The organism is Jutongia sp. (genome assembly GCF_057878315.1).
This window is the reverse complement of record NZ_DBLXSO010000001.1, coordinates 39,501-65,152: the sequence shown is the minus strand read 5'-3', so window position 1 is coordinate 65,152 and position 25,652 is coordinate 39,501. Positions and strand designations below refer to the sequence as shown.

General features: G+C 47.9%; 22 protein-coding genes. 2 read left to right on the top strand and 20 right to left on the bottom strand.

Annotated elements, in window-relative coordinates:
- Window positions 1-74 precede the first annotated feature (74 nt).
- The 7 genes from ACZLMD_RS00310 to asd form a co-directional block, all read right to left on the bottom strand.
- On the bottom strand, window positions 75-920 hold the full coding sequence (locus ACZLMD_RS00310; protein WP_118558886.1) for a transporter substrate-binding domain-containing protein: 846 nt from the start codon (window positions 918-920) through the stop codon (window positions 75-77).
- Between the two features lie 160 nt (window positions 921-1,080).
- Window positions 1,081-1,986, bottom strand: coding sequence for a dihydroorotate dehydrogenase (locus ACZLMD_RS00305; protein WP_022305809.1), 906 nt, complete (start codon window positions 1,984-1,986; stop codon window positions 1,081-1,083).
- Window positions 1,987-2,069: 83 nt separating this feature from the next.
- Entirely contained in the window at window positions 2,070-2,858 is a 789-nt protein-coding gene (locus ACZLMD_RS00300) for a dihydroorotate dehydrogenase electron transfer subunit (protein WP_482521918.1), read from the bottom strand.
- Between the two features lie 64 nt (window positions 2,859-2,922).
- Window positions 2,923-3,843: an orotidine-5'-phosphate decarboxylase gene (gene pyrF / locus ACZLMD_RS00295; protein WP_118558955.1), complete on the bottom strand. Its 921-nt coding sequence runs from the start codon at window positions 3,841-3,843 to the stop codon at window positions 2,923-2,925.
- 25 nt (window positions 3,844-3,868) lie between these two features.
- Window positions 3,869-5,161 (bottom strand): dihydroorotase, encoded by a 1,293-nt coding sequence (locus ACZLMD_RS00290; protein ID WP_482522923.1) that lies wholly within the window; start codon window positions 5,159-5,161, stop codon window positions 3,869-3,871.
- Between the two features lie 71 nt (window positions 5,162-5,232).
- Window positions 5,233-5,637: an NUDIX domain-containing protein gene (locus ACZLMD_RS00285; protein WP_022305813.1), complete on the bottom strand. Its 405-nt coding sequence runs from the start codon at window positions 5,635-5,637 to the stop codon at window positions 5,233-5,235.
- 67 nt (window positions 5,638-5,704) lie between these two features.
- Entirely contained in the window at window positions 5,705-6,802 is a 1,098-nt protein-coding gene (gene asd, locus ACZLMD_RS00280) for an aspartate-semialdehyde dehydrogenase (RefSeq protein WP_489494906.1), read from the bottom strand.
- Window positions 6,803-6,998: 196 nt separating this feature from the next.
- On the opposite strand from asd, the gene hisS reads away from it, so the two are divergent.
- Window positions 6,999-8,240, top strand: coding sequence for a histidine--tRNA ligase (hisS, locus tag ACZLMD_RS00275; RefSeq protein ID WP_022305815.1), 1,242 nt, complete (start codon window positions 6,999-7,001; stop codon window positions 8,238-8,240).
- A 151-nt stretch (window positions 8,241-8,391) separates the two neighbouring features.
- Here the strand turns inward: hisS and ACZLMD_RS00270 are convergent, their stop codons facing one another.
- From ACZLMD_RS00270 to ACZLMD_RS00245, 6 genes are all read right to left on the bottom strand, one after another.
- A complete protein-coding gene (locus tag ACZLMD_RS00270) occupies window positions 8,392-11,100 on the bottom strand; it encodes an EAL domain-containing protein (protein ID WP_489494903.1) in 2,709 nt (902 codons plus the stop codon).
- A gap of 43 nt (window positions 11,101-11,143) precedes the next feature.
- The gene (locus ACZLMD_RS00265) at window positions 11,144-11,983 is read right to left on the bottom strand and encodes a DUF3737 family protein (protein ID WP_489494901.1); all 840 of its coding nucleotides are present in this window, start codon (window positions 11,981-11,983) and stop codon (window positions 11,144-11,146) included.
- 117 nt (window positions 11,984-12,100) lie between these two features.
- The gene (locus ACZLMD_RS00260; protein WP_118558881.1) at window positions 12,101-13,543 is read right to left on the bottom strand and encodes an MATE family efflux transporter; all 1,443 of its coding nucleotides are present in this window, start codon (window positions 13,541-13,543) and stop codon (window positions 12,101-12,103) included.
- Between the two features lie 5 nt (window positions 13,544-13,548).
- Window positions 13,549-14,730 carry a MalY/PatB family protein gene (locus ACZLMD_RS00255; RefSeq protein ID WP_487601100.1) on the bottom strand — a complete coding sequence of 394 codons (1,182 nt, stop codon included), beginning with the start codon at window positions 14,728-14,730 and terminating at the stop codon, window positions 13,549-13,551.
- 17 nt (window positions 14,731-14,747) lie between these two features.
- Complete coding sequence (locus tag ACZLMD_RS00250) at window positions 14,748-15,773, bottom strand: hypothetical protein (RefSeq protein ID WP_482522258.1); 1,026 nt, start codon at window positions 15,771-15,773, stop codon at window positions 14,748-14,750.
- Between the two features lie 66 nt (window positions 15,774-15,839).
- Complete coding sequence (locus ACZLMD_RS00245; protein WP_489494900.1) at window positions 15,840-17,123, bottom strand: O-acetylhomoserine aminocarboxypropyltransferase/cysteine synthase family protein; 1,284 nt, start codon at window positions 17,121-17,123, stop codon at window positions 15,840-15,842.
- A 297-nt stretch (window positions 17,124-17,420) separates the two neighbouring features.
- On the opposite strand from ACZLMD_RS00245, the gene ACZLMD_RS00240 reads away from it, so the two are divergent.
- Window positions 17,421-18,758 (top strand): SPFH domain-containing protein, encoded by a 1,338-nt coding sequence (locus ACZLMD_RS00240; RefSeq protein ID WP_484108737.1) that lies wholly within the window; start codon window positions 17,421-17,423, stop codon window positions 18,756-18,758.
- Window positions 18,759-18,954: 196 nt separating this feature from the next.
- Here the strand turns inward: ACZLMD_RS00240 and ACZLMD_RS00235 are convergent, their stop codons facing one another.
- From ACZLMD_RS00235 to ACZLMD_RS00205, 7 genes are all read right to left on the bottom strand, one after another.
- Entirely contained in the window at window positions 18,955-20,439 is a 1,485-nt protein-coding gene (locus ACZLMD_RS00235) for a L,D-transpeptidase family protein (RefSeq protein WP_482522044.1), read from the bottom strand.
- 191 nt (window positions 20,440-20,630) lie between these two features.
- Window positions 20,631-21,284 (bottom strand): HAD family hydrolase, encoded by a 654-nt coding sequence (locus ACZLMD_RS00230; protein WP_482522043.1) that lies wholly within the window; start codon window positions 21,282-21,284, stop codon window positions 20,631-20,633.
- Window positions 21,285-21,470: 186 nt separating this feature from the next.
- Window positions 21,471-22,079 (bottom strand): DUF3793 family protein, encoded by a 609-nt coding sequence (locus ACZLMD_RS00225; protein WP_482522042.1) that lies wholly within the window; start codon window positions 22,077-22,079, stop codon window positions 21,471-21,473.
- A 217-nt stretch (window positions 22,080-22,296) separates the two neighbouring features.
- Window positions 22,297-22,932: an endonuclease III domain-containing protein gene (locus tag ACZLMD_RS00220; protein WP_482522929.1), complete on the bottom strand. Its 636-nt coding sequence runs from the start codon at window positions 22,930-22,932 to the stop codon at window positions 22,297-22,299.
- Between the two features lie 91 nt (window positions 22,933-23,023).
- Window positions 23,024-23,629, bottom strand: a complete 606-nt coding sequence (locus tag ACZLMD_RS00215; protein WP_482522040.1) for a cytidylate kinase-like family protein — start codon at window positions 23,627-23,629, stop codon at window positions 23,024-23,026.
- A 51-nt stretch (window positions 23,630-23,680) separates the two neighbouring features.
- Window positions 23,681-24,103 (bottom strand): YolD-like family protein, encoded by a 423-nt coding sequence (locus tag ACZLMD_RS00210; RefSeq protein WP_482522039.1) that lies wholly within the window; start codon window positions 24,101-24,103, stop codon window positions 23,681-23,683.
- The gene (locus tag ACZLMD_RS00205; protein ID WP_022305829.1) at window positions 24,100-25,620 is read right to left on the bottom strand and encodes a Y-family DNA polymerase; all 1,521 of its coding nucleotides are present in this window, start codon (window positions 25,618-25,620) and stop codon (window positions 24,100-24,102) included. The genes ACZLMD_RS00210 and ACZLMD_RS00205 overlap by 4 nt, the downstream gene beginning before the upstream one ends.
- Between the last annotated feature and the right edge of the window lie 32 nt (window positions 25,621-25,652).

Below are 25,652 nucleotides of genomic sequence, written 5' to 3'. Positions count from 1 at the left end.
CCTTTTATTATTTCTCTCTTTGCATGGCAAAAGCTGCCGCAGATGTAACATCACGGCAGCCCTGCATGATTATATTACTGTTCAATAAGTGCAGCCTGAACACCATACTTCTCGGCTGTCTTCTTCATACTGCCATCCTTGTAGCTCTCAGCAAAGAAGTCATTTAACTTGTCTGCCATGTCAGATCCCTTACGGAAACCTACACCATACTCCTCGCTATTAAAGCTTGCTGTATAAGTAAGCTTCTCATAACCGGTTCCCTCACCAACCATTGCTGCTGCCATCAGGGAATCGATCACTGCCGCATCAGAGGTACCTGCGGAAACCTCCATCAGCGCATCAGCCTGTGCCTTTACGGATGTATAATTGTAACCAAGCTTGGAAAGCTCCTTCTCTCCTGCAGAGCCTGCCTCAACCGCAAAGTTCAGATCCTTCATACTCTCTACGGTGCTGTACTTATCCTTGTCTGCTGCCTTGACAATTGCCACCTGTGCGTTATTGCAGTATGCATTGGTGCATGCCATAGAGCTTGTCACCTCATCGGTAAGTGTCATACCGTTCCATACACAGTCGATGGACTTTGCATCAAGCTCCAGAACCTTGTTATCCCAGTCAATCTCTACGAACTCAGCCTTAACGCCGAGGCTCTTTGCAAATGCATTCGCCATATCCGCATCAAAACCGATCCACTCATCAGAACCCTTCTGATAATCCATCGGCTCAAAATCCGTGATACCAACGATCAGTGTTCCCTTATCCTGAATGTAAGCAAGATCAGAGCCATTGTCGTTCTTGGAAGCTGCCTTCTTATCAGATGAAGCGCCGTCGCTTGTTGCCGTGTCCTTATTTGCACTTCCACATGCCGTCATACTGCAGCACATTGCCAGTGAAAGTACCATTGCCAGTATTTTCTTCTTCATTATGTAACTCCTTCCTCGTATTACTGTCTGTTGCTTTCATCTCCGGTCACCAAAATGCCGAACCGGAATCTGTTGCTTGCAAATAAGCTTGCTCGCACAGATTTCATCATATCATAGCCCACTGCAAGTGTAAAGATAATGTTAAATATTCCTGTATTTATTAAGCGTGAACACAGCCGATCAGCTCATGAATATCTTCCACATGATTCTCCTTCATAAACTGCTCAATGCCCTCGATCACATCGATCGTTGCCGCCGGATTGTTAAAGTTCGCCGTTCCGACCGCCACCATCGTAGCACCTGCCATAATAAATTCCAGTGCATCCTCCGCTGTGCGGATACCTCCCATGCCAAGCACAGGAAGCTTCACTGCCTGTGCCACCTGATATACCATGCGGACCGCCACCGGCTTGACTGCCGGACCGGACATACCGCCGGTCTGATTGGCCAATGCAAAGCAGCGTCTGTTGATGTCGATCTTCATTCCGGTCAGTGTATTGATCAGTGAAAGAGCATCGGCACCACCTGCTTCTGCCGCTCTCGCCATCTCTGTGATGTCCGTCACATTCGGACTCAGCTTCATGATCACCGGTTGTTTTGCGCGCTTTTTAATGTCCGCCGTGATCTTCTCAACCAGCTTTGGATTCTGACCAAAAGCAATACCACCCTCCTTGACATTCGGACAGGAAATATTGATCTCAAGCAGATCAACATCCTGGTCTGCCAGGCGCTCTACCACCTCAAGATACTCCTCTGTGGTATGACCGCACACATTTACAATGATTCCTGTATCAAACTGCTTCAGATAAGGAATGTCTCTCTCAATAAAAACATCAATGCCCGGATTCTGAAGTCCGATAGCATTTAACATACCACCGTAGGTTTCACATACACGCGGCGTCGGATTACCCGGCCATGGCACATTGGCAACACCCTTTGTGGTAACTGCTCCCAGACGGTTCAGATCCACATATTCTCCATACTCTGCACCGGAGCCAAAGGTTCCTGATGCTGTTGTCACCGGATTCTTCATCGATACTCCGGCAAAATCAACTGATAAATTCATATTCATCCTCCATGTCCTATAAGCTGTCTGCTCTGTACTGTCTGTCCGATCAAATCCGGCAAACACCGATTACAGACACACGATCACAATGTAACATCCTTCGCATTAAAGACAGGACCATCTTTGCACACACGCTTGTTATGTACATGACTGTGTCCGTCTACATCTGTAGACTGGCAGACACATCCCAGACATGCACCTATGCCGCACGCCATTCTCTCCTCCATGGATATCTGTGCCTCTGTCTTCTTCTCTGCCGCATATGCCTTCACTCCGCGAAGCATCGGCATTGGTCCGCAGGCATAGATTGTGTCTGCTTCCAGCTCATTTGCACGGATCGCATCAATGACATTACCCTTCGTTCCAACACTGCCATCCTCTGTAGATACATAGACGGACGCATACCGAGTAAATTCTTCCTTCAGGAAAAGATCGCTGTCCCGGTATCCAAGCACCACAGACACCTCCACGCCCTCTGCGTGAAGTGCCTCAGCCAGTGCAAGCATCGGCGGGATTCCGATTCCTCCACCGATCAAAACTGCTTTTCCTTCCTTTCTCGTAAATCCATTGCCAAGAGGTCCGATCACCGGGATCTGATCTCCTTCACCCATAGCAGAAAACTCCTTTGTTCCTTTTCCTGCCACACGGTAAACAACGCGAAGCTTTCTTCCCTCCGCATCAATCTCACAGATACTGATCGGTCTTGGAAGCAGTCTGCTTCCCTCCGCACAGTACATGGAAATAAACTGACCCGGCACAGCCTGTGCCGCAATATTATAATCCCCGGGGAACTGAAGCCACATGCTGTAGATTCCCTCGGAAATCTTACTTTGGCTTACGATCACCGCCATACATTTCTTTTTCTCTGCCATTCTTGTCTCCATTTCTGCCATAACACTGCAGCTTCTCGCTACAGATGTATCCTGAACCGCGAACTTATCTGCGTCCTGCGTTAATATCCTCGATCATGTCGATCACTGCCTGTCTGGATGCCTCTGCGTAATGATCTGCGCCGAACTTCGCATATTTATCCTGCTTATAGGCGCAGATGATTCCACGGGACGAATTTACGATCGCACCAAGTCCATCCTTGTTGAAATAAGGGGCAAGATCGGATGCCTTACCGCCCTGTGCTCCATAGCCCGGCACAAGAATGTATGCCTTTGGCATGATCTTACGAAGGATCTTACCCATCTCCGGATAAGTAGCACCAACCACACAGCCGACATAGCTGTAGGTATCACCCATACACTGGCTGCCCCACTCGTTAACCTTCTCACCAACATACTCATAAAGCGGACGTCCGTCGATCAGACGATCCTGAAACTCTCCGCTGGATGGATTAGAGGTCTTAACCAGCACAAAGATTCCCTTTTTTTCTTCCTTACATACATCAATAAACGGATTCACTCCGTCACTTCCCAGATATGGATTCACTGTAACAAAATCCTCATCAAAACCGTAATACTGTTTGCTTCCGACTGTCACCTTACCCAGATGTCCAACTGCATATGCCGTAGAAGTAGACCCGATATCACCACGCTTGATATCACCGATCACGACAAGACCTTTCTCCTTACAGTAATCCACGGTCTTCTTGAAGGCGATCATGCCCGGAATACCAAACTGCTCATACATTGCAACCTGAGGCTTTACGGCAGGAATCAGATCATATACCGCATCAACGATTCCCTTATTGTACTGCCAGATTGCCTCTGCTGCTCCTTCCAAAGTCTCTCCATACTCCTCAAATGCTTTCTTCGTCAGATGCTCCGGCACATAGCCAAGCATCGGATCAAGACCTACTACAACCGGTGCATCCTTTTTCTGAATCTGCTCTACTAACTTATTGATCATTTTAATTACCTGTTCCTTTCCTGATTCATGATCTTCCTTCTTCGTATACGATCTTTCCATCCACAATCGTTGTTACCACGCGTCCCGTCACCTTACGTCCGTCAAACGGCGTATTCTTTCCCTTGGAAGCAAACGAAGCACTGTCAATCTCATATTGATGCTCTACATCCGCGATCACAAGATCCGCAATTTTGCCGGGTGCGAGATTACCCTTGTCAATATCTAACACTCTTGCCGGATTCACACTCATCTTCTCAACGAGCTGCGACAAGGACAGATATCCTCCCTGCACCAGCTCTGTAAATCCCAGTGCAAATGATGTCTCAAGTCCCACAATTCCAAACGGAGCCTTCAACATACTCTGTGCTTTCTCCTCAGCGCCATGTGGTGCATGATCGGTTGAGATCACATCCATCACACCGGACGCAAGAGCATCTTTTAACGCCTGCACATCCTTCGGACTGCGAAGCGGCGGGTTCATTTTGAATCTGCCATCATCCTCTGTGATCTCCTGATCGGACATCGTGAAATGATGCGGGCAAACCTCTGCGGTCACCCGGAGCCCCTGATCCTTTGCCATACCAACTAACACCGCACTGTCCGATGTCGAACAGTGGCACAGATGAAGCTTTGCACCTGTCTCCTTGCTGATCAGAATATCTCTCGCTACGATCACGTCCTCAACAGCATTTGTGATGCCCGGAAGTCCAAGCTCCTCCGCCTTCTCGCCGGCATTCATAACACCTCCGTCCACAAGCGGCTTGTCCTCACAGTGGGAAAACATCGGAATCTCATACTGTGCTGCCTGCTCCATCGCATGACGGAACAAAAGACTGTCCATCACAGACTTTCCATCCTCGCTGAGTGCCACAATACCGGCATTTAACATGCCCTCGATATCTGCCAGCTCCCTGCCCTCCTGACCAACGGTAACAGCACCGATCGGAAGAACATGCACCGGCGCATCCTTCGCTCTCTCCAGAAGATCCTTCACCCTCTCCGGACTGTCGATCACCGGCTTCGTGTTCGGCATCGGACAGATCGTTGTTACGCCACCGCGCGCTGCTGCAGCACAGCCTGTCTGAATCGTCTCCTTATATTCAAAGCCCGGCTCGCGCAGATGCACATGAAGGTCAATAAAGCCCGGCATAACTACCTTACCAAAGGCATCGATCAGTCTGTCACCTTCTCCTAACACCTCCGGATCAATATCCTGTGCCACATCGGCAACCTTATCACCATCGATCAGAACATCATAAAATGCATCCACACCATTGGCCGGATCAACCAGTTTTCCATTTTTGATCAGTATCTTCATCCAATCACCGTCCTCTCTCATATCACGAAAAAGAGGGATGTCAGCCTTACGGCATTGACACCCCTTATCTTTTAATATAATTCTGCCTTGTCGATATCCTCTAACATTCTCTTATTGGAGATGTAATCTCCAAACTCGTCCGCGGATACCCATCGGCAGTCGTGCAGATCCTCAGAAAGCTGCACATCCTCTTCTTCCATGTCGGTGTAACAAAGGTAGGTTAGACCGAGACTGCACACGGAGCCAACCATAAATGTCCATGTATATAAGATCCGGTCAATCTCTGCGGTAAGCCCTGTCTGCTCCTGGATCATGCGGACAACAGCCACATCCGGCGACTCGCCAAATTCGGCTTCCCCATCCAGAAATTCCCACTGATACGGATCCATGATATTATCATCGTACCACTTTTCCACAATCAGATATCTGTCATCCTTTTTGACAATCCCCTTCACCAGAATCCTATATGCATTCATGCAGCCACCTCACTCCCTCATACTCACCAAAACGCGCTTTTCAATACTGCAATCGAAATCTGCCTGATTATTTCGCAGTGATATACTTCTTTGCTGTCAGAAGCTCTGCGGTAAGAACTGCTCCGCCTGCTGCTCCTCTGACGGTATTGTGGGATAAACCAACAAACTTGTAATCAAATACTGTATCCTCACGGAGACGTCCCATAGATACACCAAATCCGTTCTCATAGTCAACATCCATGGAAACCTGTGGGCGGTTGTCATCCTCCAGATACTGGATAAAATGCTCCGGTGCGCTTGGAAGCTTAAGCTCCTGTGGCACTCCCGAATACTCTCTCCATACACGGATGATCTCTTCCTTAGAAGGCTTCTTGCCCTCCTCGAAGGTGACGAATACAGCTGCTGTATGACCATTGAGTACAGGAACGCGGATACACTGTGTTGTGATAACAGGACCGTCTGCCTTCACGATCTCACCGTTCTCGATGTGACCCCAGATACGAAGCGGCTCCTGCTCACTCTTCTCTTCCTCACCACCGATAAATGGGATGATATTGCCCTCCATTTCCGGCCAGTCCTTAAACGTCTTACCTGCTCCGGAAATCGCCTGATAGGTTGTAGCAACAACTGTCTTTGGCTCATAGCCGGCTTTCTTTAATGCATGAAGAGCCGGTGTATAACTCTGGATAGAGCAGTTTGGCTTTACTGCGATGAAACCTCTTGTTGTACCAAGACGCTTCTTCTGTGACTCTATAACCTCTAAGTGCTCCGGATTCAGCTCCGGCACTACCATCGGTACGTCAGGAGTCCATCTGTGTGCACTGTTATTAGATACGACAGGTGTCTCAGTCTTTGCATACTCTTCCTCGATCTTCTTGATCTCGTCCTTGCTCATGTCTACTGCGCTGAATACGAAATCTACCTTAGAAGCAACCTCTTCAACATTGCTGACATCCTCAACAATGATGTTCTTAACTGCCCCCGGCATCGGTGTTGTCATTTTCCAGCGTCCACCGATTGCTTCCTCGTACTTCTTGCCTGCACTTCTTGGGCTGGCTGCAATCGCAACAACCTCAAACCAAGGGTGATTCTCAAGCAAAGAGATGAATCTCTGTCCTACCATTCCGGTACCGCCAAGGATACCTACTTTTAACTTCTTATCCATGATGACCTCCAAAATAACTTTTTCTGAAAACACGTATGATTCTCTTTCGCATTTTCTCCGATTTTACACTATTCTAAAACATAAGTCAAACCGGACTTGTGATTTCATGCCTGCTGTGATAAAATCGTTACTGTTCGCAAGATCTTAATCTCACCGTTTCCGGTAAGATACATTATAAACAGAAAGGATGTCAATTATGAAAGCTACACCAGTCAAGGGAACCAGGGATTACCTTCCAAAGGAAACCGAGATCCGTGATTTCCTGCAGAATATTATTATGGAAACATACAGCAGCGCCGGATTTCAGCGCATCACTACCCCGATCATCGAGGACTCCGTAAACCTCGACAAAAGCGAGGGTGGTGAAAACCTTAATCTGATCTTTAAGATTCTGAAGAGGGGCAAAAAGCTGGAAAGTGCCCTTGCCGGTGATCATCCTACCGAGAAGGAGCTGGCGGATATGGGTCTTCGCTACGATCTGACGCTTCCGCTCTCCCGTTATTATGCTAACAACCGCAACGAGCTTCTCTCACCGTTCAAGGTGATCCAGATGGATCGTGTATACCGTGCTGAACGTCCACAGAAGGGTCGTCTCCGCGAGTTTATGCAGTGCGATATCGATATCATCGGCAATGAGTCCCGAGACGCAGAGATCGAGCTGATCCTGACAACAACAAAGGCATTAAACCGCGTCGGTCTTACCGATTATAAGGTAAAGATCAATGACCGCCGTATCTTAAGCGATATTTTCGCTTACGCAGGATTTGCAAAGGAAGACAACGAAAAACTCGCCATTATTTTTGATAAGCAGGATAAGATCGGTATTGACGGTGTGAAAGCGGAGTTGGAGGAAAACGGTTTTGACCAGACCGGCATCGATAAATTTATTGCGCTGTTTGCAGACGGATCCCTGACCCTGGAATCTGTTGCAAACGTCTGTGACGCATCTTATGTCACAGAGCTTCAGCGCATTATCGACGCTGTCACAAAGGTATCAAAGGGTGCGATCCCGGTTGAGTTCTGTCCTTCCCTCGTCCGTGGTCAGGGTTACTACACCGGCACGATCTTCGAGGTGGAAGCTGCAGGTTACAGCGGCGCAGTCGCAGGCGGCGGACGTTATGACAACCTGATCGGCAAGTTCTTAAATGAAGATATTCCTGCCGTTGGATTTTCCATTGGTTTTGAGCGTATCTTTGGTATTCTCATGGAGCAGAACTACTCGATTCCAAACCGCAAGAAAAAGATCGCTGTATTCTATGATGCAGATACCTACGCCGAGGCTCTGATCTACGCAGAGGATCTTCGCAATGACTATATCGTATCTGTAATTGCCCGTCCAAAGAAGCTTGGTAAATATCTGAACAAGCTGGAGGCACAGGGTTTTGACGGCTTTGCGGTCTATGGACAGGAGGACGGTGTAAAGCTGTTTGGTGAATAATTCACATTCCGGCCGGAATGCCGCTCCTAAAAACACATTTTAAGAAAAATAAATGCCCGAACCGTTATATGACTTCCATTGTCGGATCTTGAAATCTGAGAATGGAAGATCAATATATTTGCCGGTTCGGGCATTTTTATTGGATTCTGTTTTATGCGGATTCTTTCTGATATCTGCAGATTTCCTCCTGTACATTCCGGTCAATGCTGGTCAGGATCTCCGGATTCGGTTTTGCCGTATAATAGCCCTGGATCAGATCCACACCAAGGCGGATCACCGTCTCAAGCTCCTGCGAGGTCTCAACGCCCTCAGCCAGAACCTGAAAATGGTTCTCATGCGCAAAGATCACGATATCCTTGACAAAATGCTGTTTCTGTGGATTGTCCTGAATACCCGTCAGAAGCATACGGTCGACTTTCACATAATTGGGCATATAGCGCAGTAAATTCACAATATTGGAATATCCTGTACCATAATCATCAACAGCAGTCTCAATGCCAAGCTTCTCATATCCGCTCTTCATATCGGCAAGCGTCTTGTCATCGGCCTCCGTCTGCTCTGTCAGTTCGACAACCACGCGATTGGCATGCTTCGTCAACTTCTTCTCCAGCATCTGTGCCTCTTCCCCGGAAAGCTGGCTTCCCGGAATACTGTTGATAAAGATCTTCCGGTCTGCGAACTCATTCTCATGCTCATCCACAAGCTGAAGGATATTGAAAAAGGTCGCTCTCTCCACATCATAAAGACGTTCCAGATGAGAGGCGTACTTGATGATATTGATCGGTGAGATCCCCGGCTGTACCTGTGCCCGCATCAATGCCTCATAAGCGACAACAGAACCATCCTTCGCACTGACGATCGGCTGAAAATGATAGGTAAAAAGATTCTCGTCAAGAACCTTTTTAACCTGTGCCGCCTGTTCCTGCTCCTGTACAGAAAGCGTCACATCTCCATGCAGCCTCTTCTCACTCGCTTTATGACCGTTCTTGCTGATCACCGCTGCATTGACAAGATCCTCCATCTCCACCAGATCCTTCACACGCTCCGTTCTGCTTCCGCTAAACAGGCGCAGTTCGTACCGGCTCTGCGGACTTTGATTATACTCCTCCAGACTCTGATCAATTCGGCGGCGCACCTCATGGATCTTCTCATGACTTGCCTCATCCACCAGCTCTGCCATGATAAATTCATCATCGCCAAGACGGCAGCACATCGCCCCTTCATCCGCACACTGCTGAATGATCCCGGCAACCTTGCGGATTGCTCTGTCTCCTTCGGTACGTCCATACTTCTCGTTGATCTTATCCAGATTCGCCATATCCATTGCCAGCACACTGACAAACCGGTTCTCTTCGCAGGCGCGTTCCACCATCGGCTTGGAATGCTTCACAAAACCGGTATAATTAAACATTCCTGTCAATTCATCGTGGATCTTCTTCTCCTGTACTCTCTGATTGGTTCTCTGCAGTGCATCCATACGGCGGAAGCACTCCATACCGATCATCAGGTTATGTAACCACATATAATAACGCTCATCATAAGCCTTTGGTTCATTGCCATAGCCAAGCACCGCATAGCCAAAGCACATATCTTCAAAATAAAGCGGACTGAAAATATACGCCTTCGGTGTTGCGCTTTCCTCATATATCTCCGGAAGCATCTGCTCACGCGGAAAACTCTCGGTAAAGTTCAGCCTGTCCTCCCCCTTGCCGGAGGGTCCACAATGTAATACCGGTGCAATCTGATCTGTATAATGTCCCTTGATGATATTTACACTTGCCGGTTTATCCTCCCGGATCCACAGATCATTAACACAGATATGAAAGCTGTCAAACTCGCGGATCTGATAACTGTATGTCTGAACGGCATCCATCAGCTCCGGAAATGAATTCTGCGAGATCCAGTCCTCGGTCAGATGATTAAAGTTGGAATAAAAGCTTTTCCTGGAAACCTCCGTGGACCACTGCTCTCTGACGATCCGCCGGGGGATCACACTCTCACAGTGACAGCCACAGCTTCCACCGATAAACAACGGAGCCTCATATTCAAACTCCGGCATACTTTCCTGCTTCAAAAGACTATCCATGCATGCTGCCGCATATTCTCCGAACTCTCTGGAGGGAATATCCATCGAGGTGATCGGACTTGGACTTTCCTTTCCCTCCGGCACAGAATCATACCCGATCACAGCAATATCCTCCGGTACATGTACACCCCGCTCCGCCAGTGCCTCTGCTACACCGACTGCCATCAGATCATTGGCACAGGCAATCGCCTGCGGCAGTGCCCGTCCATCATCAAACAGCTTCTTCACCATATCCCTGCCGCCGTCATACCAGTAATCCCCATAAAAAATCTGATCCTCCCGGACATCAATGTCTTGCTCCTTCATACAGTCAAGAAACCCCTGCAGTCTCTGCTCGGAATGTGCATTATAACGCGGTCCTGTCAGATACATAATATCCTTGATTCCGTGTTCTTCGATCAGATGCGCGATCATCCGCTTGATCGGATGATAATGATCCAGCATGATATAATTGTACTCGTCGCTCTTTCGGTCAACATACAGAATCTTTCCCTGAAACTTCTCCCGGAAATCCTGCTCCAGAGTAAGCATCAGTCCCGGCGTCTGCAATGTCTCCGGGAGTACCACAACTCCATCGAAGGCATCATAATCAATCAGCGAGAAAATGCTTGTCTCCCCGACTTCACGCTCTGACGTATCCTGATATTTCCGGTATGTGGCAAATGTACAGACATCATAATCAAATGCAAACGCTTTTGCGAGAAATCCCTGCATGAAATTTGCCTGATAATTTTCCTCCAACTGCGAGGATAAAATAGCGATTCTTTTTCTCAACGTTATCGTCTCCCTCATGAAACAATCCTGTCAGACAGCGGCATCAATCTACTGTAATGATTGTTGTCTTCGCAGGATCAATCTCCTTTTCATTCAATATCAATTCTCCTATCTCCCCTGCCCTGATCACGCCTGCGGATGGATTCTTCACGCTTTCAATCCGTCCCACAGTCTCTACGTCTGCCGTAGAATACTCAAATGCGAGTGTTGTATTTAAAAGTCTGCAATTTTTCATGACAACATTGTCCATATAACACATGCCCTGAAGACTCTCGATCACGCAATTTACAAATGTGACATTTCTGGAATTCCATCCCAGATATTCTCCGCAGATATAAGAATCATATACCATAATGTTCTCACAGTTCCAGAATGCATCCTTGGAAAGCATCTTCGCATGATGCACCTCCACATCATGGCATCCGTCAAAGCAGTAATTGCCGACAAGACGGAACTGATCAAGCTTCATATGATCGCAGTTCATAGCAAAGTAATCACCCTTTGCCACTACATTCTCCAGCGTCACATCACTGCAGTGCCACAGTGTTTCCTCCGCATGAGGAAGATCTACATTGCGTAAAGTAAGTCCCTTCACGCGCCGAAAGCCCTTCGGGGCCTCATACAGTGTGTCTGCCACGGTAATATTGTCCGTATACCAGATCCCTGCTCTTGCCATCTCCGCAAAATCACAGTCCTGAACGGCAATATTACGACAGTACCATAATGGATACTTCCACTGAAAGGATGTGTTCTTCAGCGAAATATCTCTGCTCTCCTTTAACGGTGATTCGCCATCTGCAAATATCGAATATTCAATAGAAAGGTCTTTGCTGCGGAATAATGCCCTTTCCCCTGTTAATCTTTGTTCTTTGATCTCCTGCATTGTAATTCTCCTTCATATTAAAAATCCAATGCCTTTCTATTCACACTATTCTCCTTTATCAGGTCAATTATACATCATCCTGCGCCAAAAGAAAAGCACCAAACCTTTTTACCTATTTTATGTCAGCTGCTTTGTTCCGTGCCTTTTGTCCGCCTTGTCCCAGCTCTTGCTGAATGCCAGTCGCATTAGAAAAAGAACGCCACGGATGCACAGCTCAATACACATGGCGATCCATACACCGCGAAGTCCCAGCCGTGGAGCCAGAAAGGCTGCCAGCGGCAAACGCACAAGCCACATGCTGCAAAAATTCAGGCAGCTCGGAATCAACGTATCACCGGCTCCACGAAACACACCCGATGCCACGATTGAAGCCGCATACATCGGCTCCGCAAACGCCTCGATCCGAAGCACCTGCGCACCGAGAGCGCGAATTGCCACATCCGGTGACAGCACCGCGATCATCCATGGTGCGATCAGATACATCACTGCCCCGCTGACTGCCATCACCGCCATACCAAAGCCGGTAGCGATCCATCCCAGTCTCTTGGTCAGATCATGACGTCCCGCACCGACACTCTGACCGATCAATGTCGTTGCCGCTGAACCAATCCCATAGCCCGGCATATAGCACAGGCTCTCCGCAGTAATGGAAAATGAATTGGCTGCGATCGCGATCATGCCAAGCGGCGCAACAATTCTTGTCGACATGATCTGCGCCCCGCTCATGATAAACTGCTCCACTGCCACGGGGACGGAAATACAAACGGCCCTTTTAAGATCCTTCCGGTGAAAGCACAGCTTCTCCCCCTTCCTAAGATGAAGTGCGGGTGATCTGGCAAGCAGAAAATACATCATACAGATCATGATCACAAGCTGCGCCAGTGCTGTTCCAAGTGCTGCTCCAAGCACACCGAGTCCCATCCCAGGTATCAACAGCGTAATTCCCGCCAGACGGATATTGTGTCCCGGAAAGATCAAGAACATATTAAACAACATGTCCAAAAAGCACATCAGCACATGCAGAATACTTGGCAGACGCATATTCCCGCTGCTTTGCAGCATAGCTCCCGCCGCCAGGTTCATCTGCATAACCGGCAGCGCCAGTGAATAAATCAGAAAATAATGAAATGCATCCTGACAGATCCGGCTTTCTCCGCCAAGCCATTCCGGAAGTGTCCGGCTGATGCCGGTGCCGATCGACAGCAGAACCAGACTATATAACAATGCCACTGCAAGTCCCTGCTTCATGATCCGCCTTGCCCCAACGTCATCCCCGGCTCCGATCCGATGTGCGATCTGCACGCTGAAGCCCGTGTTAAATGCAGAGGTAAGACCACCTAAAAGCCATGTGCTGGATGCTACCAGTCCAATGGATGCCGATGCGTCTGCACCGAGCCTTCCCACCATGGATGCATCAATGTATTCCATCACGATCGAGGATATCTGTGCAAAGATCGCCGGAACGCTTAAATGAATGATCAGCAGAAGCTGTTGCTGCAAGGAAAGCTTTCTTCCCGCTCTCAATCCCTCCAGCAGCTCTGCACTTTTGTCGTTTTTCATATTATTTATGATTCCTTTTCATGACACCTGCCCTCGATGCCCTTCTTGAAACGTCTTAACCCTTCCATAAGATTCTTTCGTGTCGTTGCCGTATTCAGTCTTAAAAACTGTGCTCCGTTTCCGCCAAAGATATTGCCCTCTGACAGATAAACACCTGCCTTTTCACGCAGATATACAGACAGCTTTTCACTGTCATCCGTCACCTGACTGCAGTCAAGCCACATAAGATATGTCACATCAAGGGAGCCTGTTGTGATCATCGGCATCTCCGTCTGAATAAATTGTACCGCAGCCTTCTTATTCTCCTGAAGATATTCGCGGAGCGCATCCAGCCACTCGCCGCCTTCCTCGAAGGCTGCCACAGCCACGTCCACGGCAAATGCATTCGGCTCTGCCACTTCGTCTGTGTTCAACGCTCTCCACATTCTGTGGCGCAGGAGCGGATCCGGAACCATAACCGCCGCCGTCTGCAGTCCCGCAATATTAAATGCCTTTGTCGGTGCGATCGCCGTCACACTGATCGCCGCGCACACATCAGATACTGACGCAAACGGAATATATTCCTTCCCCGGTGCCGTCAGATCACAGTGGATCTCATCCGAGAACACAACTACATGATGCTTCCGGCACAGCTCACCGATCCGCGATAAGGTGTCTGCATCCCATATATTTCCTACCGGATTGTGCGGATTACACAGGATCATCATGGACACCTGCGGATCCGATAATTTCGTCTCCAGATCCTCCCAGTTGATCGTATACCTGCCATTCTCATAGGAAAGCGGACTCTCCACCACAAATCTTCCATTGTTGATGATCGAATTAAAGAAAATATTGTATACCGGCGTCTGGATCAGAATCTTCTCCCCCGGCGTTGTCAGCTTGCGTACTGCAGTTGATAAAGCCGGGATCACACCGGTGCAAAAGATCAGCCAGTCCTTTTCAATCTCCAGATGATGGCGTTTCTTCCACCAGTCCTGATAAGCCTGATACCAACAGTCCGGCAGAACGGAATACCCAAACACACCATGCTCTACTCTCTTCTGAAGTGCTTTTCTGACGGCCGGTGCCGTCTCAAAATCCATATCTGCCACCCATAACGGCAGTTCGTTTTCCGGCACATCCCATTTCAGGGAACCTGTATTTCTCCGATTAATCTCCTTGTCAAAATCAAATTTATTGTTCATGAATCTTCCTCCGATCTCTATGCTTCCCTCCACATTGCCTGCATACTCCAGCGTTTCGATCTGTCCGATTTTGCGGACAGATCCTTTCTGACCGTTATATGGAACAGATCTCTTCTCTGACGGAATCTGCCACCGGTCATATATACATCCTGCATGTACAGATCAACATGCAACGTACAGACGGATTCCTCTGAATGATATCCACGAAAGATCATCATTCCTGTATATTCACTGTATATGATATCTCCCAGACAGCCCTCCCGTGCCTCTGGTTCATACTGCGCAATATCTGAAATGTCCTTCTCAAATAATACCCGCTGTAAAAGGTTTACTAATTCTGCCTCAAATTCATGAAACGAAAAATCATGATTTAACAACTGCATTACCGATGTGATCTCCATGCGCGTCTGACCGCTCCTGCGGATCAACGGCATCGTCCGAACACCTTCCACCAATAGCTTTCCCAACTGTCCCACCGCATATACGACATAAAGCAGGAGCGCACCCACCAGCGGATCAATCAGGAGGCTTGCATAGTCCAGACTGTTTAAAGCCAGAATCCGGTATAGTGAAGCCACAAGTCCTGCGCCCGCACCGATGCCGAAGCATTTTAATATGCGCCGGAAGCTTCTCTTCCAGTCACTGCCATGTTCTCTCTGAAAATATAACTGATGAATGAGATAACCGCGTCCCTGATAACGCGCCACCGCCTGAAGCCGCAGTCGTTTCAAAAGCTTATACGGCCGTCTCCGGTCTGACCGGAATATAATATCTCCTTCACACAGCCAATGCAGAAAAAGGGTATGCTGTTTTCCTGCATCCGAAAAAAAGTCCTGAGATGTCATTGCATACTCCATCTCAAGACCTTTTTCACGAAGACGCTGCCTTTGCGCCTGCAGAATGCGTGCTGCATCTGCGCTGACATTTTTCGGAAACGTCTCTTCCTTCGCCCACAGGAAAAGTTCCTCTGCCAGATCTGCAAACGACTCTCCCTGCGGTTTTATTTTATGTATCTGTTTTGTCTCTGTCATTAAACTAAACACAAGCCTTTCTTTGGTGTATTAAACTTATATTAAATCACCATCTGACCCTGTGTCAAGACTATGGTTTCAGACTGCCTCAAGGGCCTGCTTCAGATCTGCGATCAGATCCTTCTTATCCTCCAGACCGCAGGAGATACGGATCAGTCCTGCCGGAATACCTGCTTCCTTTAACTGTTCATCATTCATCTGGCGGTGCGTTGAGGTTGCCGGATTCAGGCAGCAGGTTCTTGCATCTGCCACATGCGTCTCAATGGCAGCAAGCTTCAGGCTCTTCATAAACTTCTCTGCAGCCTCTCTTCCTCCCTTTAATTCAAAGGAAACAACACCGCAGCCGCCGTTTGGCATATACTTCTGTGTTCTCTCATAATAAGGATCTCCTTTAAGACCCGGATAATTAACATGAGCTACCTGTGGCTGCTCCTTAAGAAACTCAGCAACTGCCTGTCCGTTCTCCACATGTCTCGGCATTCTCACATGAAGCGATTCCAGACCAAGATTTAAGATAAATGCATGCTGCGGAGACTGAATACATCCAAAATCACGCATGAGCTGCGCAGTACATTTCGTAATAAAAGCACCCTCTTTGCCAAACTTCTCCGCATAAGTAATTCCATGATAAGATTCATCCGGTTTACAAAGTCCCGGGAACTTATCGGCATACGCCATCCAGTCAAAGCGACCGCTGTCCACGATTGCTCCACCGACTGCTGCACCATGACCATCCATATATTTCGTTGTAGAATGTGTTACAATATCTGCTCCCCACTCGATCGGACGGCAGTTGACCGGCGTTGGAAATGTATTGTCCACGATCAACGGCACTCCATGCTCATGTGCTGCCTTTGCAAACTTCTCAATATCAAGAACCGTCAATGCAGGATTGGCAATCGTCTCACCAAACACCGCCCTTGTATTGTCCTGGAATGCAGCTGCAAGCTCTTCTTTGGTGCAATCCGGCGATACAAAGGTCGCGTCAATTCCCATCTTCTTCATGGTTACGGCGATCAGATTAAAAGTACCTCCGTAGATAGAGGAGGATGCCACAATATGGCTTCCGCATTCGCAGATGTTAAACAGTGCGAAGAAGTTGGCTGCCTGCCCGGAGGAGGTTAACATTCCTGCCGTTCCTCCTTCTAATGCTGCAATCTTTGCTGCCACATGATCGTTCGTCGGATTTTGCAGTCTGGTATAAAAGTAACCGGAATCCTCCAGATCAAACAGGCGTCCCATCGCCTCACTGGTGTCATATTTAAAGGTGGTCGACTGCACAATCGGAATCTGACGCGGTTCTCCATTGCCCGGCGTGTATCCGGCCTGCACACATTTCGTATTGATCGTATATTCGTTCATTTTCATCCTCCATTCCTGATTCCGGGTCTATCGCCCAGTTTATCCCTATGTTTTTTCAGTATATGATATAGCATACCATTTCTATATTCGGTGTGCAACCATGAAGCAGAAATATCCTGCGAATCAGGAGTCCTCCCGCTCGATTTTTCGCTGCTCCATCAGTTCAAAAAAACAATTCCGGACACCGTCATTGTGCGATCCCGGCAATGACATTTTCATGGACTTTTCGGTCAAATCACGATATAATCATAATATAGTAACTTCAAAAACAGCATCGGAAAGGGTATGGTACATTACATGGGATTAATCAAAGCAATCGGCGGAGCGATCCGCGGTACAATGGCAGACCAGTGGAAGGAGTATTTTTACTGTGACTCCATGGACGCTGACGTTCTTGTAACAAAGGGAACCAAACGTGTCAAGGGCATGTTTGGTACGAAAAACAGTGGAAGCGATAACATTATCACCAACGGCTCTGTGATCGCAGTCAACGAGGGACAATGTATGATCATCGTTGATCAGGGCAAGGTCGTTGAGATCTGTGCCGAAGCCGGACAGTTCTTATATGATACATCAACAGAACCAAGTATATTCTGCGGGTCTTTAGGCAAAAGCATTGTTGCAACATTTTCAGAGATTGGCAGCCGTATCACCTTCGGCGGCGATGCCGGAAGAGATCAGCGCATTTACTTTTTCAACACGAAAGAGCTGATGGGAAACCGGTACGGTACACAGAATCCGATCCCATTCCGTGTTGTTGACCAGAACATTGGTCTTGACGTCGATATCACGGTACGATGTAACGGAGAATATTCTTACAAGATCGTGGATCCGATCCTGTTCTATACAAACGTCTGTGGCAATATTGTCGAGGAATACAAGCGTGATCAGATCGATGATCAGTTAAAATCCGAGCTGCTGACTGCGCTGCAGCCGGCATTTGCAAAGATTTCCGCAATGGGCATCCGTTACAGTGCAGTTCCGGCACACACAATGGAGTTAGCGGACGCTCTGAACGAGGTTCTGTCCGAAAAATGGACTAACCTCCGTGGCATTAAGATCATTTCCTTTGGTGTCAACAGCATCACGGCTCCGCCGGAGGACGAGGAGATGATTAAGAACCTGCAGCGTACTGCTGTTATGAGAAATCCGGGTATGGCTGCTGCCACACTGACTGAGGCACAGGCAGAGGCAATGAAATCTGCTGCTGCCAACACCTCTACCGGACCGATGATGGCATTTGCAGGCATGAATATGGCAACGCAGGCTGGCGGAATCAATGCCGGCAACCTGTTCCAGATGCAGGCTGAGCAGGCCGCTACCGCAGCAAGTACAGCTGTTCCTTCCCCGGCAGCACCATCCTCTGATAACTGGACCTGTTCGTGCGGTGCCGTAAACACCGGTAAATTCTGTGCAGAATGCGGTGCTCCAAAGCCAGCCCCTGCCGCCGGATGGACCTGCTCCTGCGGTGCAGTCAATCAGGGCAGATTCTGTTCCGAGTGCGGTGCAAGAAAGCCGGCCGGCGTTCCTTTATACAAATGTGATAAATGCGGATGGCAGCCGGAGGATCCTGCAAATCCACCGAAATTCTGTCCGGAATGCGGTGATCCTTTCGATGATAACGATATTCAGTAGGTATCGGATCACACGCAAAAGCATTTCTTACTTTAAGTGTATGAACGCGACATGCGAAAGTATTTCTTAATTCAAGCATATCGGTTACATGCAAGTAAAGCTGTTTTAAAAGGCGGACTCCATTTGGAATCCGCCTTTACTTATCCTGTCATTCCGGCAAAACCGCAAATCCGCCCTGTCAGAATCAATATCAATTTTAGTGAATAAATACTGCCTCACGATACTGAACCATATCATAAATCTGCTTAGAAACCGATGGCTCCAGATTCAGACAGCCATGAGAACCTCTTACCTTATAATAATTCTTTGTCCATGAAGACCAGCTCTGCCATGGAGCAGAGTGGAAACCTGTACCGGACCAGGTAATACGTACCCAGTTATCAACCGGTGTTGCATAATTCTCACCTTTCAGAACACGGTGTGTGTTATGCTCCTTGATGAAGTATGCACCGGTCGGTGTGCTTCTTCCCTCCACCGGAAGTCCACTGATACACTTGCAGGAATATGCAACCTTACCCTTACGGAACACATAAATCATCTGGTCTGCCAGAGAAATCTCTGTATAGTTCTGCGTATCCCAGTCTACTGCAAAGTTCTGATAATCCTTCCGGAATGCCGTATTCAGATACTCGACCGTATTCTTAATGGTCAGCGCCTTCTTATTATCCAGGTTGTCCGGTTCCTTCAGATACGCCTCGGTTGCTGATGTGTCCAAAGACTTCTTCAAAGCTTTCATCGTCTGACTTAAAGTCTTCTCATAATCCATCTGCCAGCCATAATCGCCGCCGTAAATCTTAACATTCTTGCCATTGTGATCCTTGATGGTTCTGGTCTTTCCTACTGTTTTATACTTGAGGCAGAAGGCTTCCACCCAGTCAGAGATTGCTTCCTTATCATACTTAACCTTACCGTTCTTGTATGTAATCCACTGTGAAATCTCCTCCGGTGTGATCTGCTCGGTCACACCCTCGCCCATATTCCACTTAATGAAACGGATGGCTGCGTTATTACAGGTGCTGAGTGCTGTCTTAAGTTCCTCATCCTCTGATGTGATCTTCGGTGTCTTATATACACCCGGATATGTCTTCTCATCCGTCAGATCCATCTTTGTCTGTGCTCTCTGCAGAGTCTCCTCGATCGCATTGATAAATGCTTTCTTTTTCAGCTTATTACCCGAAACCTCAGCAACACACTCATACTGCTTCTTCTCGGAAGAATACTGCACATGCGCACTGACCGGTTTCTGGATCGGATAGCCGTCTCCTGTCATCAATGCTGACTCGGAAGCAATGCGTGCCACCTTACCGGCATCATATGTCACATCATAATCCATGATATACTCTCTCTTCTTTCCAAAGAAAGACATGGAAGCATGCTGCTTGTCAAACAACTCATCAAACTGTGAACCAATATCAAACTTATAATCAATGTCATCCCCTGAAAGAGTCAGGCTGCCGCCATCTCTCGCCGTGATCGTCAGGGAATAGTCCTTATGCGCATCGATCAGCTTCTGCTTGGACTGTGCCAGCGTCTGCTTCGACACATCCACACCGTTGATCGTCGTTCCGCCATACCAGCGTCCGCCATAATATCCCTTCTGCCAGATTAAAACTGCAACCACTGCCACTACGAGCACGCCTGCAATTCCAAGTATGATCCGAAGTAACCAATTTTTTTTCATGTGTCCCCCTCGTCCTCTTTTCCTATAAATTTATATAATCCTATGTTTTTAAACAAACCATTTTATACTATACAACTTTTAGTATAAAAAGTCAGCCCCTTTTTTCAGCTTATTTTGCACAAGTTTTTCGCTTTTTCCCTTGTATTGCGTGGCAAAACGACAAATGAATGTGGTTGCCGGTAACTTCTTCCTTACTGCCGCACGCAATATTCTACGATTTCCTTCGGATCACTGATCAAAAGCTTTGCACCATGCTCCTTCAGAAAATCAGCCTTGCGGAAGCCCCATTCCACGATCAGGCTGTCCATCTGTGCATTCTGTGCCGTTGCAACATCCACCTCGGAATCACCCACGTAAATTGCCCTGTCTCTCGCAACACCAAGCTGGCACAGAACATCATTCACTCCATCCGGTGCCGGCTTCTTAAGAATGCCCTCACGTTCTCCGACTGCCACATCAAACATTCCCTCAAAATACTGCTCTGCCAGCTCCTTTACCGCACAGTCCGCTTTGTTGGATACGACGGCTGTCTTGATTCCGGCTTCCCGCAGCTTCTGTATCGTCTCATGAATGCCGTCATATGGCTTTGTCTTATCTGCACAATGCTCCTGATAATATGTCATAAAATATGCATGAACCTTGTCAATCTCGGAAACCTCAAGCCCCTTCGGAACACCTCTCTCGATCAACAGACGGATTCCGTTTCCCACAAAGGAGCATACCTCCTCGATCGTATGCTCCGGATAATGGAAATGACGCAGTGTTGCATTCAGGCTGTCCGCCAGATCCTCCAGTGTGTTTAAAATGGTTCCATCCATATCAAAAATAACCAAATCATATTTCATCTCTGTATCACGCCTTTCTATCTCTCATTCTCTTTTAATGATAGTCTACATTAAAAAAAATATCCATAGACAGATACAACAATCCATCCATGAATATTTCACTTCACTTTGTATAATTTTACTTTACCGCATTTTCCGGACGGCTCACCTTGATCTTCCATGAAAATTTGACGTTTCAGAAACTGCTTATGCTACCGGCTGCTGAAGACGTTTATTTCTCATGATCTCAACAATCCCGGTACCTGCCGAAACCATTCCGAGAAGGCTCTCCCTTGCCATCTCAAATTTACTGAACAGCTGAAGCTTCTCTGTCAGGTTGTCATATACCTTCCAGTCTCCCGTGTACAGGCTGTTCTCGCCACCATTACGGATAAAGCCCTCAACATCCTCCACCGGATATCCAAGCAGAAATCCCATCTCATGAGGAAAATCTCCCTCTCCCCGCAGAAATGCCTCATAATGAACACGAAATACATACAAAACCCTGCCCAGGCTCAGATCCTCATAACCCATCCGGCACAGTCCCTCTGCCACACATTCCTGTTCCATGTATTTTTCAAGCTGTTTTTTGTTGTATAATAGAACTGCTGCCTTCTCCTTCTCCTGTGCTACAATGAAATAGGATATCCCCGCCTTTTTCAGCAGATGCTGAACACAAACCAGCTCACGGCTGCGCAGCATCAGAAGATTGGATGGCTTTAAACCCGCTAAAAGCGGAGCACACTGATAGGCAATCCTCATCTCAATATTATTTCCATCTATGCTCTGGAGCATCTTCGATAATCCCTGACTCATTCCTCTCCTCCAATGTTAGTCTCGTCTTTTTCCAGTTAGCTTTAACTAACCATATGGCTAGAATACCCTTTTCATCTCCCTGCGTCAATCACATTATTGATTCTTTTTTTCATTATGTTCATTTCTGCAATTTCTATGTATCCGAATATTATGAACAAAACTTTCCAGATAAAAAGAATAGTCGCGCACAATATGAGCCCTTTAGGATTTATTATATCTATATTCCGTTTTTCGGACAGATATCCTCCAGACAACACCGGTCACAATACGGCTTTGTTCTCGCTGTACAAACTTCCCGTCCATGATTGACCAGACGGTGACAGAAATCGCTGCCCTCTTCCGGAGGGATCAGCTTCCACAATGCCATCTCCACCTTCTTCGGATCTTTTATTCCATCCACAAGCCCCATCCGGTTACTAAGCCGGATGCAGTGAGTATCCGTCACGATCGCCGGCTTGCCAAATACATCTCCCATGATCAGATTGGCACTCTTGCGCCCCACACCCGGCAGCTTCAGAAGGGCATCAAAATCCTCCGGTACCTTTCCACCATATTCGTCCCGCAGCATTTTCATACATGCGCTGATATCTCTCGCCTTACTCCTCCCAAGACCACACGGGCGCACAATCTGTTCAATATCATCCACATCCGCTGCTGCCAGTGCATCCACATCCGGATACTTTGCAAACAGCCCCTGTACAACCACATTTACTCTGGCATCGGTACACTGTGCCGCCAGACGCACACTAACTAAAAGCTTCCATGCCTCCTCGTAGTCAAGGGTACAGTCCGCATCCGGATACTCTCTTTTTAGGCGTTCAATGATCTCTAAGGCTCTCTGCTTCTTTGTCATCTGTTCTCTCCTTTTTCTATTACTTACTCAAACAAAAAAACAACTGCCGGAACATTACCGCATCTCGCTGTAACACTCCGGCAGTTTCGAATTACTGTTCGTCTTCCTGTTCCATTCTGCCGCGGATATAATCCTCCAGAATCTTGACCGTACCATCCAGTCCCAGACGACTGCTGTTAATGCAGACATCATAGCACCTTGAATCTCCCCACTTACCTTCACAGTAGCTGTTGTGATATCTCTCTCTCAGCCGGTTATGACGGGCAAGTGCTGCCTTCGCTTCCTTCTCTGTGAAGTTACGTCTTTCCATGACACGCTTGATCTTCGTGTCCTCATCACCCAGAATAAAGATTGGGATCAATCCATCATACTCACGCAGAATATGTTCAGAACACCTTCCGACAACAACAAAGGAATCTCCCTCGTTTGCTTTCTTTCTCAGATAATTAAACTGCCGCTTCGCCAATGTATACTCTGAAGAATTCTTCGTACCGGAAAACTTCTTGGAGAATGCTAACGGAGCCGGCATCTCGTCACATTCACGCCACTCCTCCACGTTCGCCTCATCTCCGAACACGTTGTCCAGCAGTTCACGATCATACATCGGAAAGTCGAATATCTCGGACAACTTCTCTGCGATCTTATGTCCACCACTTCCGTACTCTCTGCTGATTGAAATAATCCACTGTTTTCCCATATCTTCCGCCTCCCTTCTTTGTATAAATCATACCATTTTTTCGAAAAATCGTCAATTCCCTCCCCGTATGGAAATGTCCACAACATCCGCAATATTCAGACTTTCCCCGCTCTCGAGCTTTATGACTTTCGCATATGCGTCTACGCTCTTTACCACACCGTCTACCGTCACATACACCCCTCCGCTTTTCCTTTCATCCGGGCGAAATACCGTAAACCGGGCTCCATACCCATGCTCCTTCAACAGAACCTGCAGCATCTCATCCAGCCGTACCTTCTGGTCTTCATCCAGCTCCATGCGTTCACTGGTCCGGCGTGCCTTTTCCCGCACCGCCTCCTTGTGACCGGTCAGCGCCGCAAAGGAAGAAAACTGGGCCGCCCTCTCCTCCATCGACATATGCGGATGTGTCTGCGATCTATGATGTGGCAGATTTACAATATCCTCATACGGAAACGGATCTGTTTGCTCTCTCATGCCCGGTGTCCTCCAATCTGTCTGTTCCTGTCTCTGGCAGTTGCGCCCTCCTCCAAATTCATGCCCTTCAAGATTGCATTTTTTCCAAATTTCTTTTTGATATCGATCACGGCATGCTGCATGCGTTTCTCCTTGGCAAGCTCCTTCTCTTCCTCTTCCTTCTTCTGTTCCTCCAGAGCAACATCCTCGAAAAGACTGAGCTGCTCATACTGCACCTCCTGTGCTGCATCTCTCTCATCGATCACATGATTGGCGGTAATATTGATTCGCCGGACAAGCAGATTTTCATTGACAATCCGGTCATACAACGACAAAACCGCCTCCAGGATCTGATGCGTTGACGAAGTTTTCCGATCAAGATTGACCGTTCCGTGCGCATGCTTCGGAATCCTTCTGCCATACCTGTCCGTTGTCACTTCACCCCGGTAACTTTTCTTTCCGGTCCGGTCCAGATTCTCCACATCATATCCGACCGTCAATACCATCTGATCCGTTACAAGTCCTTTATCTACCAGTTCTAATACCAGAAGATCCGTCATTTCCTTGACTACAAGCCTTGCTTTATCATAATCGTACGGACAGGATAACACCTGACCGGAGCCAAGACTGTTCGTTGCCGGACGGTAGCTTTTGATCTGGGCGATCGTGCAGGGTTCCCAGCCCCAGGCGTGGTCGATCAGAAGCTCTGCATTGACACCAAAAAGCCGGTAGAGCAGATCCTCGTTATAATAATCGGTATCCCTGCCGATCGAGCATCTTGCCACATCCCCCATCGTGTACATGCCTGCCTGCGCCAACTTCCTTGCATAGCCCGGTCCGACACGCCAGAAATCTGTGATTGGCTGATGATTCCAGAGATTTCGTCGGTAACTCATCTCATCCAGTCTCGCGATCCGCACACCGTTTTCATCCGGCTCAATATGCTTCGCTTCCACATCCATTGCGATCTTGCACAGATACAGATTACTTCCGATCCCAGCTGTTGCTGTGATCCCTGTGCTGTCAAGCACATCCTGTATGATCGTGGCAGCAAGACGCTCCGGTGTCATCTGATATGTGTCCAGATAATCGGTCACATCCATAAAAACCTCATCGACCGAATACACATGCATATCCTCCGGTGCTACATATTTCAAATAGATATCATAAATCCTTGTACTGTACTCCATGTAATACGCCATCCGCGGCGGTGCTGCAATATACCCCAGCGCCAGCTTTGGATCCGCCGACAGCTCTGCAGCAAGAAACGACTCTCCCTCCAGACGGTGTCCCGGTGCCTTTTCTCTTCTCTGCGCATTGATACGCCGGACTGTTTCAACCACTTCAAAAAGTCTGGCACGTCCCGATATCCCATAGCTTTTCAGGGACGGCGAGACCGCCAGACATATTGTTTTCTCTGTTCGACTGGCATCGGCAACAACAAGGTTCGTGGTGAGAGGATTCAGTCCCCGCTCCACACACTCCACCGATGCATAAAATGATTTCAGGTCAATGGCAATATATATCCGTTCTTTCATACCTCCATTATAGCAAACTTATGTTTCTTTTA

Excerpts from the sequence above, each read along its gene's own strand:
- ACZLMD_RS00310 (WP_118558886.1), bottom strand. The coding sequence starts at position 920 with ATGAAGAAGAAAATACTGGCAATGGTACTTTCACTGGCAATGTGCTGC.
- ACZLMD_RS00305 (WP_022305809.1), bottom strand. The coding sequence starts at position 1,986 with ATGAATTTATCAGTTGATTTTGCCGGAGTATCGATGAAGAATCCGGTG.
- ACZLMD_RS00300 (WP_482521918.1), bottom strand. The coding sequence starts at position 2,858 with ATGGCAGAGAAAAAGAAATGTATGGCGGTGATCGTAAGCCAAAGTAAG.
- pyrF (WP_118558955.1), bottom strand. The coding sequence starts at position 3,843 with ATGATCAATAAGTTAGTAGAGCAGATTCAGAAAAAGGATGCACCGGTT.
- ACZLMD_RS00290 (WP_482522923.1), bottom strand. The coding sequence starts at position 5,161 with ATGAAGATACTGATCAAAAATGGAAAACTGGTTGATCCGGCCAATGGT.
- ACZLMD_RS00285 (WP_022305813.1), bottom strand. The coding sequence starts at position 5,637 with ATGAATGCATATAGGATTCTGGTGAAGGGGATTGTCAAAAAGGATGAC.
- asd (WP_489494906.1), bottom strand. The coding sequence starts at position 6,802 with ATGGATAAGAAGTTAAAAGTAGGTATCCTTGGCGGTACCGGAATGGTA.
- hisS (WP_022305815.1), top strand. The coding sequence starts at position 6,999 with ATGAAAGCTACACCAGTCAAGGGAACCAGGGATTACCTTCCAAAGGAA.
- ACZLMD_RS00265 (WP_489494901.1), bottom strand. The coding sequence starts at position 11,983 with ATGCAGGAGATCAAAGAACAAAGATTAACAGGGGAAAGGGCATTATTC.
- ACZLMD_RS00260 (WP_118558881.1), bottom strand. The coding sequence starts at position 13,543 with ATGAAAAACGACAAAAGTGCAGAGCTGCTGGAGGGATTGAGAGCGGGA.
- ACZLMD_RS00255 (WP_487601100.1), bottom strand. The coding sequence starts at position 14,730 with ATGAACAATAAATTTGATTTTGACAAGGAGATTAATCGGAGAAATACA.
- ACZLMD_RS00245 (WP_489494900.1), bottom strand. The coding sequence starts at position 17,123 with ATGAACGAATATACGATCAATACGAAATGTGTGCAGGCCGGATACACG.
- ACZLMD_RS00240 (WP_484108737.1), top strand. The coding sequence starts at position 17,421 with ATGGGATTAATCAAAGCAATCGGCGGAGCGATCCGCGGTACAATGGCA.
- ACZLMD_RS00235 (WP_482522044.1), bottom strand. The coding sequence starts at position 20,439 with ATGAAAAAAAATTGGTTACTTCGGATCATACTTGGAATTGCAGGCGTG.
- ACZLMD_RS00230 (WP_482522043.1), bottom strand. The coding sequence starts at position 21,284 with ATGAAATATGATTTGGTTATTTTTGATATGGATGGAACCATTTTAAAC.
- ACZLMD_RS00225 (WP_482522042.1), bottom strand. The coding sequence starts at position 22,079 with ATGAGTCAGGGATTATCGAAGATGCTCCAGAGCATAGATGGAAATAAT.
- ACZLMD_RS00220 (WP_482522929.1), bottom strand. The coding sequence starts at position 22,932 with ATGACAAAGAAGCAGAGAGCCTTAGAGATCATTGAACGCCTAAAAAGA.
- ACZLMD_RS00215 (WP_482522040.1), bottom strand. The coding sequence starts at position 23,629 with ATGGGAAAACAGTGGATTATTTCAATCAGCAGAGAGTACGGAAGTGGT.
- ACZLMD_RS00210 (WP_482522039.1), bottom strand. The coding sequence starts at position 24,103 with ATGAGAGAGCAAACAGATCCGTTTCCGTATGAGGATATTGTAAATCTG.
- ACZLMD_RS00205 (WP_022305829.1), bottom strand. The coding sequence starts at position 25,620 with ATGAAAGAACGGATATATATTGCCATTGACCTGAAATCATTTTATGCA.